This is a genomic window from Jeotgalicoccus coquinae (genome assembly GCF_014207425.1).
In the GTDB taxonomy this organism is placed as follows: Bacteria; Bacillota; Bacilli; order Staphylococcales; family Salinicoccaceae; genus Jeotgalicoccus; species Jeotgalicoccus coquinae.
Map to the genome: position 1 here is coordinate 1 of NZ_JACHFF010000002.1, position 12,910 is coordinate 12,910.

The window sequence follows — 12,910 nt, forward strand, 5'->3', positions numbered from 1 at the left end:
TTAAACTTAAGCTCTTTGTGATACTGCTGACAGTATCTCGTTTGCGTTTTAATTGTTCGCCTCAATCTGTGCTCCTATATAATAGAAGACTTTTTTATTCGGAATTAAACGTTGACATATTGTCATTCAGTTTTCAATGTTCTTTGTGTGTTTTCTGCAATCTCGTTGACTGCTTAGTTATCTTAACACGTCTGTTTTACAGATGCAACAACTATTATTAAGTTCTTGTTAAGATTATAAAGTTTTGATTACATCGCGTTTGGAGCGACCTTTATATCTTAGCACATCCAACATTCAGATACAACAACTAATTTCGATTTGTTTTGTTAAGTTTTGTTTGCCGTGTTTAGACGACTTACATATCATAACATGTCTACTTTACAGATGCAACAACTTTTTTAAAGTTATATTTAACTTGTTAAGTTTTGTTGCGTCGTGTTTTGACGACTTTTATATCTTACCAAGCTACGGCGGATACGTCAACGCTTTTTATGCATTCTTTATATATAATATATAAAAAGCCCGCAGAACGTTGATTCTGCGGGCTTTACGCTTACTATATTCTTTTAGGCAATGCACATTAATACATTATTTCTTATTATTATCCTGTTTCGAAGCTTGTCTGGTCTTATTCTTGTAGCCCATCTTCTCACGCGCTTTAATCTGGTTTTCCTCTTTAGCACGTTTTACTTCTGCTTCTTTTTTCAGTTCTTCACGTTTCTGTTCGTTAATATCACTTCTCGTAATACGTCCTCTTTCACGTTTCTCCTGCTCAGAGTCTTCTATATACTTAGGCAGTCTGATCAGCTGGTAGGCGTTTGTCAGAATTACTGTAAAGACAGAACGGTAAATCCAGTTCGTATCTTCCACTGATATAAACGGCAGCAGCGTCAGTGACGTCATAAAAATCATAAAGAACAGTGAAGATATAAATACGTTTGATTCAGTAATCATATTCTTATAGTATGCAAAACCGGTTCCGGCAATTACTACTATAATCGGTATCCAAATAAATGACCATGTAGATCCGTGGTCTATACCGACTTGTCTGAAGCGCAGATAGAACAGGTCGAATATCGCATACATTATTAGAAGGAGCTGGATATACGGCCATGCTCTTCTGAATATTCCCATGCCGAGTGGATGGATGAATAAGTATATGTAGAAAACAACCTGGCTGACTGTCGCTATTAACAGTCCGTAACCGAGCATAAATGTAAAGCCGACAAGGAAATCACCGAACTGTGCCTCGAACAAATACTTTGTTACAGTATCGTATTCTGTTACGAGACTGATTGCGGTAGTAATCCCCGCACCAATCAGTAAGGTAACAAAATAAAATTTAACCAAATACTTTGACGTCATTCAGCAGTGCCCCCGATCACTTTCTTCGCCATTTCTGTGTACACTGCACTGATTTCATCATTTTCATATACTGACGGCGCAAAATCTTTTTCGTTCCATTTCGGCTGGCCAAGAGGCAGCTGGCCAAGTAATGGCGTGTTTAATTCATCTGCAAGTTTCTGCCCGCCGCCTTTACCGAAGATATATTCTCTGTTTCCTGTTTCTTTACTTTCAAAGTAACTCATGTTTTCTACTACACCGATAATTTCGTGATCCGTGTGCTGAGCCATTGCTCCCGCTCTTGCTGCAACAAATGCCGCAGTCGGATGCGGTGTTGTAACGATAATTTCCTTACTGTGCGGCAGCATCTGGTGAATATCCAGTGCCACGTCGCCTGTACCCGGAGGCAGATCCAGCAGCAGATAGTCTAAATCTCCCCACTTCACTTCTTCGAAGAAGCTTGTCAGCATCTGTCCTAACATCGGTCCTCTCCATATAACAGGAGTATTCTCTTCAACGAAGAATGCCATTGAAATCACTTCAACACCAAATCGTTTTACAGGAATAATCGTTTCACCGTCAAGCATCGGACGTTCTGTAATACCCATCATGTCCGGTACACTGAAACCGTAAATATCCGCATCAATCAGACCGACTTTTTTACCTTCTCTTGCGAGTGCAACTGCAAGGTTAACTGCAACTGTTGATTTACCGACGCCGCCTTTACCTGATGCCACTGAAATAAATTCTGTTTTACCAAGTGTGAAGCCGCGCTCCATTGCACTTCCGCGCGTTGAACGGAATTTCTCAATTGTCTCATCCGGCAGTTCTTCGAAACGAAGACCGACACTGTCTGCGCCTTCTTCTTTAAGCAGGCTGACGATTTTCATCTGCAGCTCAAGCTGTTCCTGACCGCCCTGACGGCCGATTGCTATTTTAACACTGACGTGTTTTTTCTCTTCTTTAATACTGATCTCTAAAATACCTTCAGTTTCACTGATCGGCACGTTTAAAATCGGGTCTTCCAAATTTCCTACGAGTTCTCTTACCTGACTTTCAGTAATCATGTATATGCTCCTTCATTCGACTTGATTCAATACTGTTAATAATAACACAACATCAGTACTACTAATATATTCCAAAAGTGAATTTCCGGTTACATTTCAAAAACGATGTCACCGTCGATAATTGTTTTTAAAACTTTCGTTTCTTTAAGCTCATCCGGGCTTACTGTCATGACATCTCTGTCCAGCACGATAAAGTCCGCAAAATAACCCGCTTCGATTTTACCCTGTATATTCTCTCTGTAGACAATCTTAGCCGCTTCAACGGTATACATCTTAAATGCGTCAAAACGGGAAACAATTTCTGCCGGATTATAAACCGCGCCGTTATCTTCACGTGTCATCAGTGCGTGGATACCAAGAAAAGGATTTACTTTTTCAATCGGTGCATCGGATGAACCGCCCATAATGACACCTTTATCGAGGAGAGTTTTAAACGGATACAGATATTTCGCGCGTTCTTCTCCTATATACTCCGCTACCCAGGGCATATCGGAAGTCAGGAATGTCGGCTGAATATCACAGACAACCGGCAGATTTGCAATACGATCAATTAAATCCGGACGCAGCAGACTGATATGAATCAGACGATCATGCTTGCCTTTTGGCACAGGATATTTCTCAATGGCATCAAGCACCATTTCAATTGCATGATCACCGATCATATGAACAGCAACCGCATCATTGTTTGAGCGGGCAGTCTGAACCATCTGCTCCAGTTTCTCCACTGTATGAATCTGCAGTCCTTTATCAGTTGAATCCACATACGGTTCGCTGACCAGTGCGGTCTTCGCACCGAATGCACCATCTGCGAAAATTTTCATTGCGTCGCGTTCAACAAAGTTCTCTTTATATATCTTGTCTGCGTTAACAACATCTTCATATACCTGTTCATGCGTCAGCAGATTCACTCTGAATTTTAATGCATCTTTACCGAGTGTATTTAAATAAGCATCGAGCGGAACATTAAAGTCACCGTAATACGCAAGATCTTCAGTGTGTGCATTCGCAATACCGAGCGACTGTAAATATTTCACGCCGCGTGCAATATCTTCTCCGAGCGATTCAGTCGTATCTTCAACCGTTGCCGCACGTATTTCTTCGAAGGCTTTATCGTATACCCATCCTGTCAGTTCACCGTGTTCGTCCCGTTCAAAATATCCACCTTCAGGATTTTCAGTATCTTTCGTAATGTTCAGTGCTTCAAATGCTGCCGAGTTCACCACACCGGCATGTGCACAAATACGTGTAATGAGAGTTGGCTTATCCGTCAGCTCATCAAGTTCTTTAATAGAGATTTTATATTGGTCTTCAAAGTTATTTTCATCGTAGCCGAGAATGTTGTTCCACGTACGGTTCGTTTTGAATGCTTTGACCTGCTGTTTCATTTCATCAATATCCGTCACATCATCAAGTGCAAGCAGTTCCAGCTTCTTGCCGATCATGACCAGATGCTGATGCACATCTGTTAATGCGGGCATCATAGTTTTACCCTTCAGATCGATAAATTCATCCGCCAGCATTTCCAGTTCTTCATACCTGCCTGTTTTTTCAATCAGTCCGTTACTTATTAATACAGCGTTCACCGTATCCATGTTCCCGGTCATCGTATAGATTGTTCCGTTATAATATAATGTCGACATTTACCCCATACCTTTCATCCATAAAAAAATACTTTCATATATTATTATATATGAAAGTATTTCCAGATTCATTTATCGTTCACTTAATTTTTTACTGCGGTCTCGCGCGCTGCCAAGTGTCTCAAAAATGATTTCCTGCAGTTTTGATTCGCTGAGCGTATCGAGACCCGCTTCAGTCGTACCTGCTTTTGATGTAATATCCGTACGCAGTTTTTCAAATGACTCAGAACGTTCCGCTAAAGTTTTACCTGTGCCGATAACCAGATTTCTTGTCAGTTTATCTGCATCCTCTTTTGAAAACCCAAGCTCTTCAAGACTTTTTGCATACTGTTCATATATATAGTACAGAAATGCAGGACCTGAACCGGTCGCTGCCGTAATATTATCCATGCCTTCTTCGCCGACGACAACATTTTTGCCAAAGCTCGCCATCAGTTCAATAAGTTCATCTCTGTTCTTGAAGTTATCCGAGAATGCGATTCCGTTAACAGAGTACTGAACCATCGCATTGGTATTCGGCATAATTCTCGCAACAGGATTATCCATACCTGTTTCTTCCTGAATCGTTGAAATATGAATACCTGCCATTACCGATATCAGTTTCGTTTTCTCTTCAAGATGCGGACGGATACGTTTTGCAACATCGCTGAAGTTCTGCGGCTTGCTTGCAAGAATGATGTAGTCTGCGTCTTTACACAGCTCCGCATCATCATATGATACATTCACACCAAGTTCTTCTTTAAATTCCATCGCTGCTACACGGTTTGATTTGCTCGTAATATAAATATCATCCGGTTTGACGATACCTTTATCAATCATACCTGTAAATATTGCACTGGCCATATTGCCTGCGCCAAAAAATACTATTTTCATTATTTCCACCCCGGTCAGTTTATTATACGTAAGCTGTATATATTATCATACTATTTCATGTATGCTGCATCAGATGTAAAAAACGATTGCTGTATAGTGGCATATTGCTGCAATAATGATAAAAAAGTGCCAGATCATATGGAAATATTTACGTGTTTTCTGAGCATAAAACCATGCACCTGCAGTGTATGACAATCCGCCGAGTAAAATCAGTACGATAAATACCCACGAAGTTTCACTTATAATAGAAGGAATGAACGCAACTGCAGACCATCCCATAATTAAATAAATCGCCAGACTGACTTTTTCGTTCACGACAGGGGACAGTACTTTATATAAAATACCGAGTATTGTCGCAGTCCACTGGATAATCAGTATGACTATGCCGAACGTTCCGCCGACGACAGAAATTGCTATCGGCGTATACGTTCCTGCAATCGCAACATAAATAAAGCTGTGATCGAGAAGACGCATAACATATTTATGACTCGTATTGTGCTCCATCGAATGATAAAGTGTCGATGTCAAAAACATTAACAGCATACTGATGACGAATATCGAACCGCCGACAGCGTGCGGCGTGCCGCCCGCTTCATACATATAAACAGCAGTAAACGGCAGCAGCATGATAAATACTATCGCTGCAACACCATGACTGACCGCATTACCCACCTCTTCGCCGAATGTGAGTGGTACGACATTTTTCAATGTACGTTCTATTCTAGTTGATACTTCTTCTTCATTGTATTTGCTGCGCTTTGAATTTGACTCTTCGGTCATTAAATCAGTCCTTCTTCAGTTAAATCTTTAGCAGCAGTTTCGATGCTGTCATTTCCAGCTTTATTTTTAAGCGGTGAGAATTCACCTTTTCTGTCTACCTGTAATGTGTTGTGTTTATCAGCATACTTAAATGCGTCGAAGTAGAACTTCTCAAACTTCAGTACTTCCTCTTTCACAACCGATAACTCACCGTCAAGGTGTTCCAATTTTTTCAGGGCCAGATGGTAAGGCATTTCACCGTCAGCTGCTTTGTTTAAAAAGTTTGTTGAGTACATGTGGATACCAATATTGGCATTCGTGAATTTATCTTCGCTGCCTGCAGGCAGTTCTGTATATTCAACAACACCTTTGTCACCGTTCATTATTGCCAGACGGCCGACCGATTCACCTGATTTTGGTGTAATTGATTTCGATGTAATATCGTTGTTTTCTGTAACGTGAAGGCCGACAAGTGCCGGATCAAGCACCTTAACTACAACGTTGTCAACGTTATTCATAAATACGTGCTGCACGCCGTTCGCTTCCATTTCATTAAGCATGCCGCTGTTTTTTAATGAACTGAAGATACCGCCGTTGCCGTTAGGCGTCAGCATAATATTCTGCTCAGCAGTCAGCATCAGTTCGCCGTCTTTAGTTAATGGCGGGAAGTGCTCCTGTTTAAAGAAATGAATGTTTTCTTCAGGCACGTTAAAGAATCCGTGCTCTTTAAAGAAGAGAAGCGTTTCTTCATGATTTATATCACTCGTCATGATGTACCAGTGAACTTTCAGTTCGCCTGCTTCATTTTTATACTTGAGGATTTGCCTTGCCTGCAGTTCGAATAATGACACGCCGTCAAAAGAGAATGTTCCTTTCGGACCCGGGTGCTCAAGTCTGGTACCCTGACCGCCGGCCATCAGTACAACTGCAACTTCACCATCGCGAACTGCTTTGTCTGCCGCTTCACTTACAGCGTCAAGATCAAGTTCTGATTTAAGGACATAAGGGACTTCTTCTACTGAAGATAAATCCACTTCTGTCTGATTCACATATGTTTTATCGTAAACACGTTCGACAGTTTTAATATCGAGTGCATCAAATTGTTCTCTTACTTCATTCTGCTTAGTTTCTTCAAGCTTGCTGTATTGCGGAATCCATTTTTCAATCATGTTTTTTCTCCTAACTTATGAAGTAATAATACGTTTGATGAGCTGAGTTTTCTTCTGTTCTTTACCTAAGTGGTAGCTGGCTGTAATTTTCTGAACAACATTTTCCACGTTTTCAGTGTTTGATGCAATTTTAGCAATCACATCGCCTTTGTTTACGTAGTCGCCGACTTTCTTTTCAAGGACAATACCGACCGCAAGGTCGATTTGATCTTCTTTAGTCTGACGTCCCGCACCAAGAAGCGATGCTGCAACACCGATATTTTCTGCATCGATGACTTCAACGTATCCTTCTTCATCTGAAGTTACATCGCAGTGGTATTCTGCCTGCGGCAGATTTTCAGGATTGTCGACAAGTGAACCGTCGCCGCCCTGGTTGTTAACGAATACTTTAAATTTCTCTAAAGCACTGCCGTCTTTAATAACCGCTTCAAGCATCGTGCGTGCTTCTTCAAGATCTTTCGCTTTTCCGCCGACAACTGCCATCTGCGCTGCAAGCGTTAATGATAATTCAGTTAAGTCTTCAGGACCTTCGCCTTTAAGCGTATCAATGGCTTCTTTAACTTCGTTCGCATTACCGACAGCATAGCCGAGCGGCTCTTCCATGCTTGAAATAATCGCCATCGTGCGGCGGCCGACATCATTACCGATGCGTACCATTGTTTCAGCAAGTGCGACTGCATCTTCCTCAGTCTTCATGAATGCACCATCTCCGACTTTAACATCGAGTACAATGGCATCTGCACCTGCAGCAATTTTCTTACTCATAATTGAGCTTGCGATTAGCGGGATAGAGTTTACCGTTGCTGTAACATCACGCAGTGCATAGATTAATTTATCAGCAGGAGTCAGGTTGCCCGACTGTCCGATAACTGCAACTTTGTCCTGGTTAACAAGGTTTACGAAATCATCCTGGGTTAATTCAACGTGGAACCCTTTTAAAGCTTCAAGCTTATCGATTGTTCCGCCTGTGTGACCGAGACCGCGTCCGCTCATTTTTGCAACTGGTACGCCGAGTGCTGCTACTAAAGGTGCAAGCACTAATGTCGTTGTATCGCCGACACCGCCTGTAGAATGTTTATCAACTTTAATTCCGTCGATTGCAGATAAATCAATCTGATCGCCCGAATTAACCATTGCCATTGTCAGGTTAGCAGACTCTTCAGGTGTCATATCGTTGAAGAAAACAGCCATTAATAACGCTGATGCCTGATAGTCCGGAATTTCACCATTTGTATATCCATTAATGAAGAATTCGATTTCTTCTTTAGTCAGTTCTTTGTTGTCACGCTTGTTTGCTATAATATCTACCATTCTCATTGTAAAGTACTCCTTCTATTTAGACGTTGCCGTCCATTCCTTCTTATTTTTATAACGTTTCGTATGCGCATAAATATTCTCTGCCGCATAATCTTCATTAGTATACACTGTTATATCGAAATATGTGCCATTTTCACTGTGTTTTTCATTAGTATAAGTATCCTTCAAATGAACAAACAAATTCCTCATTGCTGTCTGGTCAAGGCTCGGATATTCACGTAAAATCCTCTTGTGCAGCTCGCCGTTATTATCCAGTACTTCCTGCACCACGATTACAAACGACTCATCATCCTTAATCACATCATCAAAAATATTAGTCTGTCCGCGTTCAGCCATCGTAAACCCTCCTCTCTGTTTAACAGGCATATCCATTTCATCTTTTTAATATCTTCATTATACTTAAAATATGCTGTAATTCATAACATGAACATAAATCAGGAGGTACAAATATGCAGGACTTACAAGGGAAAACTGCTTTAGTTACCGGCGGTTCGCGAGGAATTGGTTTGAAAACCGCGCAGGCGCTTGCAGACAACGGCGTTAACGTGGCAATTGTCGGCCGTGATAACGAGTCTTTAAAGGATGCACTTTTAACATTGGAGAAAAAAGATGTAAAAGCAATCGCCATCAGCGGTGATGTTTCAGTTAAAGAAGATATACAAAGTATTGTGGCCGAAGTATTAGATGATTTCGGAAAAATCGATATACTGATTAATAATGCAGGAATTATGGGAAACGGCAGTTTCTTCGATGATAATGAAGACATGTTCCGCCGGATGATCGATGTTAACGTATTCGGCATGTACTATATGATGAAAGAAGTTCTTTCTCATATGAAAGAGCAGAATTCAGGCGATGTAGTTAATATTGCATCTGTATCCGGACTGCGGTCATCGGCAGGCAGTGCATTATATTCAGCAACTAAACATGCAGTCATCGGTCTCACTGAAGGTGTGATGCGTGAAGTTCGCAAAAACAACATACGCGTACAGTATTTAACACCGTCCGCAGTGCTGACAGATTTAATCGGTACGCCGACACTCGATCCTGAAACGATGACTCACCCTGAAGATATCGCTGACATTATCGTCAATCAGCTGAAAATTCATCCGCGTACATTCGTTAAAAACAGCGAAATGTGGGCAACCAATCCGCAAAATGCAGAATAAATTAAAATTTAAAAATTACCGTTTGGAAGGCTTTCTTTCCAAACGGTTTCTTTATGCCTTCATTTTATTTGGCTTGACTAAATTTAAAGTTTAGGGTAGCCTAACGACATACGATTATATAAAGGAGTTTCTTTATGAGAAAAATACTTATACTGACATTAACAGCACTTTTCCTTTCTGCATGCAGCGGCGGGACAGCAGCTGATAATGATAAACCGAATCTTGCTGTAACGACGACGTTTATCAATGACATGGTTGCTGTTTTGGAAAATGGCGTGGACGGTTTTAATACGGAAATGATTATTCCTGCCGGCGAAGACCCGCATGTTTATGAACCGAAAGCAAGCGACCTTCGTGTACTGGGCAATGCAGATGTAACGCTGTATCACGGCTTAAATTTCGAAGGACGAATGACAGCTATTTTAACTGAAGGCGTTTCTATTACTGAAGACTTTCAATATGAAAACCTCGAGGAAATGGAGGAAGAAGACGGTACAACAGCAGATCCGCATTTCTGGTTCGATATCGGATTATATAAACAGGCATTCACTGCTGTTAAAGATACTCTGATTAAATATAATCCCGGGGATGCTGGTTTGTATGAGCAGAATTACAAGTACTACATCACTGAGCTCGATGAGCTGGATCAGTTCGTGACTGACCGTATCAATGAGATTCCGGAAGATTCACGAATGCTGATTACACCGCATGATGCTTTCGGCTATCTTGAAAGCAGCTATGATATCGAAGTACACGCACCGCAGGGGTTCTCTACAGACAGTGAAGTATCGAATAATCAGATTCAGGCAACTGCAAAACTGATCGCGGATAATAATATTAAATCGATTTTCGTTGAAACAACAACGAATCCCGACCGCATGACCCGCCTGAAAGAAATCGTCCGTTCACAGGGCGGCGATGTAGAAGTGGTCAGCGGAGAAGACAATGAACTGTTGTCCGATTCACTCGCACCAGAAGGCAGCCCCGGTGATACATATATAGATATGTACCGCCATAACATTAATATTATTGCCGACCATTTAAAATAAGGAGGATAAGCGATGACTGAATATGCAATCAGCACGAAAAATCTGAGTGTAGCCTACAGCGATAAACCGGTAATCTGGAAACTCGATATCGGCGTTGAAACTGGAAGCCGCACTGCTATCGTCGGACCAAACGGAGCCGGTAAATCCACATTAATTAAAGCCATTATGAAATTAGTCAAACCTGTATCCGGCGAATCCGCGGTATTAGGCAGCACGCATAAATCCGCACTTAAAGAAGTTGCTTACGTCCCGCAAAAAGGCGAAGTGAACTGGGACTTCCCCGCTACTGTTTTTGATGTGGTGCTTATGGGACGTTACGTTCACAAAGGATTATTTAAGCGCCCGAATAAAAAAGATAAAAAAATTGCGCTCGATGCACTCGAAACGATGAAGATGTCACAGTTTAAAGACCGTCAGATTTCAGAGCTTTCGGGCGGTCAGCGTCAGCGTGTCTTTTTAGCCCGGGCCATTGCACATGATGCGAACATTTATATTATGGATGAACCGCTTCAGGGGATAGATATTACGACAGAAAAACTGATTATCGATACGATGAAAAAACTTCAGGCTGAAGGCAAGACGTTTTTAGTTGTACATCATAACCTCAATACAGTTCCCGACTATTTTAACCGGGTCATTATATTAAACAAGGAAATTATTGCAGCAGGTCCGGTGGAAGATGTCTGGACTGAAGATAATATTAATGCGGCATATTATGAAAAGAGTGATGAATCATGGATATCCTGACGAGTTACTCTTTTCTGATTGTCGCAATCGGCACCGTCATTTTATCAGCAGCTGCAGGTATCGTCGGTACAATCAGTGTCATTAAAGGACAGAGCTTAATCGGTGATGCAATCGGGCACGCTACATTTCCCGGTGTCGTCCTCGCATTTATGCTGTTTAACGTTATGGAAACTTCCATACTCGTAATCGGTGCTGTGCTGTTCGGCATAATCGCTTTTCAGCTGATTCATATCATTACCGGTTCTTCTAAAATCACACTCGACAGTGCGCTCGCATTAGTACTATCCGGTTTTTTCGGTCTCGGCATGGCATTGAAAAGTTATGTACAGGGCAATCCGTACTTCAGCGGGACACAGGGCATCGATGATTTCATCTTTGGCCAGGCCGCATATATGTTAAAAAGCGATGTTTACTTAATTATTGCAGCATCCGTTGTAAGCCTTGTGCTCTTTTTCATTCATTATCAGCAGTTGAAAATTTATACGTTTGATCCGGTATATGCCCGTACGGTCGGCATCAGTATCCGATTTATGAATGTACTCGTACTTGCTATGACTATCATGCTGATTGCTGTCGGTTTGAAAGCCGTCGGCGCTGTGCTGATTGTTAATATTTTAATTGCACCGGCAGTGACCGGTACGCTGTGGTCGAATAAGTTTATGACTGTACTGATTATCGCTGCAGCTTCGGGCGGAATGTCCGCGTTTATCGGCACGTATATTTCTACAGCATTAACGGGAATCGCAACAGGTCCTGCAATTATACTTGCACTGAGTGTATGCGTGGTATTCTCTATGCTGTTTGCGCCTAAAGGCATACTCGCGAAACGAAGCCGTTTAAGAAAGCTGGGTGAAGCCGTATGATAGAAGTATTTGCAGTGCTTTTAGTCACCGCTCTCGCCACCAGTCTGCTCGGAGTGTTCCTCGTATTAAAAGGACAGGCAATGACAACCGATGCAATCAGCCACACGATACTGCTCGGTATCGTTCTCGCATTTTTCATTACTGCTGACCTGCGTTCTCCTCTGTTAATTATCGGAGCTGCAGTCATCGGACTGATCACTGTATATTTAATAGAACTCGTTACTTCATCCGGCATGATGAAACAGGACGCTGCAGTAGGTATTGTCTTTACAGCATTGTTTGCAGGTGCTGTAATTTTAGTATCACGTTATGCAGATGATGTTCATCTGGATATCGATGTCGTGCTGATGGGGCAGGTACTGTTTGCACCATTGAACCGTGTGGACATTCTGGGTGTGAGTCTTCCCTATGCGCTTGTACAGCTGACTGTAATTTTGATTATCAATATATTATTCATTCTGATGTTTTATAAGGAACTTAAAGTGACGAGTTTTGACCCGGTTTATGCTGCGGCTGCGGGAATCAGTACAACGCTGATATACTATCTGCTGATGACGCTCGTGTCTGTTACAGCGGTGACCGCATTTGATGCAGTAGGCTCTATTCTCGTTATAAGCTTTTTCGTCACACCGGCAATTACTGCTTACCTGGTCACCAAACGTTTATCCCATATGATCTGGCTGACATTGCTGACTGCTGCATTCAACAGTCTCGCCGGATGCACATTCGGATACTTTACCGATATTTCCATATCGGGCAGCGTCGCATCAGTTTCACTTCTGACATTTTTAGCAGTGTTCTTTTGCAATAAAAACGGATGGATACGGAAGACTTTGAAATCACGCCGTATGCTCCGGAAAATTTAATTTGCCTGTTTCGTCAAAGTTCTTCATAATTAAAGATGAATTTTGTG

At 41.8% G+C, this 12,910-nt stretch carries 13 protein-coding genes; 5 read left to right on the plus strand and 8 right to left on the minus strand.

The window, feature by feature from the left end; translation table 11 throughout:
• Positions 1 to 588: 588 nt before the first annotated feature.
• From HNR41_RS06445 to HNR41_RS06480, 8 genes are all read right to left on the minus strand, one after another.
• Positions 589 to 1,365 (minus strand): KinB-signaling pathway activation protein, encoded by a 777-nt coding sequence (locus tag HNR41_RS06445; RefSeq protein ID WP_184282922.1) that lies wholly within the window; start codon positions 1,363 to 1,365, stop codon positions 589 to 591.
• Positions 1,362 to 2,411, minus strand: a complete 1,050-nt coding sequence (gene salA / locus HNR41_RS06450) for an iron-sulfur carrier protein/transcriptional regulator SalA (protein ID WP_184282924.1) — start codon at positions 2,409 to 2,411, stop codon at positions 1,362 to 1,364. Before salA ends, HNR41_RS06445 begins: the two co-directional genes overlap by 4 nt.
• An 89-nt stretch (positions 2,412 to 2,500) precedes the next feature.
• The gene (locus tag HNR41_RS06455) at positions 2,501 to 4,051 is read right to left on the minus strand and encodes an amidohydrolase (RefSeq protein ID WP_184282926.1); all 1,551 of its coding nucleotides are present in this window, start codon (positions 4,049 to 4,051) and stop codon (positions 2,501 to 2,503) included.
• A gap of 72 nt (positions 4,052 to 4,123) precedes the next feature.
• A complete protein-coding gene (gene proC, locus HNR41_RS06460) occupies positions 4,124 to 4,924 on the minus strand; it encodes a pyrroline-5-carboxylate reductase (protein ID WP_184282928.1) in 801 nt (266 codons plus the stop codon).
• 69 nt (positions 4,925 to 4,993) lie between these two features.
• Entirely contained in the window at positions 4,994 to 5,704 is a 711-nt protein-coding gene (trhA, locus tag HNR41_RS06465) for a PAQR family membrane homeostasis protein TrhA (RefSeq protein ID WP_184282930.1), read from the minus strand.
• Positions 5,704 to 6,852, minus strand: a complete 1,149-nt coding sequence (locus HNR41_RS06470) for a UTP--glucose-1-phosphate uridylyltransferase (protein ID WP_184282933.1) — start codon at positions 6,850 to 6,852, stop codon at positions 5,704 to 5,706. The genes trhA and HNR41_RS06470 overlap by 1 nt, the downstream gene beginning before the upstream one ends.
• 15 nt (positions 6,853 to 6,867) lie before the next feature.
• A complete protein-coding gene (locus HNR41_RS06475; RefSeq protein WP_184282936.1) occupies positions 6,868 to 8,169 on the minus strand; it encodes a pyrimidine-nucleoside phosphorylase in 1,302 nt (433 codons plus the stop codon).
• A gap of 15 nt (positions 8,170 to 8,184) precedes the next feature.
• Positions 8,185 to 8,505, minus strand: a complete 321-nt coding sequence (locus HNR41_RS06480) for a hypothetical protein (protein WP_184282938.1) — start codon at positions 8,503 to 8,505, stop codon at positions 8,185 to 8,187.
• A gap of 113 nt (positions 8,506 to 8,618) precedes the next feature.
• On the opposite strand from HNR41_RS06480, the gene HNR41_RS06485 reads away from it, so the two are divergent.
• The 5 genes from HNR41_RS06485 to HNR41_RS06505 all read left to right on the plus strand — a co-directional run bounded on the left by HNR41_RS06485 (position 8,619) and on the right by HNR41_RS06505 (position 12,863).
• A complete protein-coding gene (locus tag HNR41_RS06485) occupies positions 8,619 to 9,338 on the plus strand; it encodes an SDR family NAD(P)-dependent oxidoreductase (protein WP_184282940.1) in 720 nt (239 codons plus the stop codon).
• Positions 9,339 to 9,472: 134 nt separating this feature from the next.
• Positions 9,473 to 10,387, plus strand: coding sequence for a metal ABC transporter solute-binding protein, Zn/Mn family (locus HNR41_RS06490; protein WP_184282942.1), 915 nt, complete (start codon positions 9,473 to 9,475; stop codon positions 10,385 to 10,387).
• Between the two features lie 12 nt (positions 10,388 to 10,399).
• Positions 10,400 to 11,134, plus strand: coding sequence for a metal ABC transporter ATP-binding protein (locus HNR41_RS06495; RefSeq protein WP_184282944.1), 735 nt, complete (start codon positions 10,400 to 10,402; stop codon positions 11,132 to 11,134).
• Positions 11,122 to 11,997: a metal ABC transporter permease gene (locus HNR41_RS06500; RefSeq protein ID WP_184282946.1), complete on the plus strand. Its 876-nt coding sequence runs from the start codon at positions 11,122 to 11,124 to the stop codon at positions 11,995 to 11,997. The genes HNR41_RS06495 and HNR41_RS06500 overlap by 13 nt, the downstream gene beginning before the upstream one ends.
• Positions 11,994 to 12,863, plus strand: a complete 870-nt coding sequence (locus HNR41_RS06505; protein ID WP_184282948.1) for a metal ABC transporter permease — start codon at positions 11,994 to 11,996, stop codon at positions 12,861 to 12,863. Before HNR41_RS06500 ends, HNR41_RS06505 begins: the two co-directional genes overlap by 4 nt.
• Positions 12,864 to 12,910 lie beyond the last annotated feature (47 nt).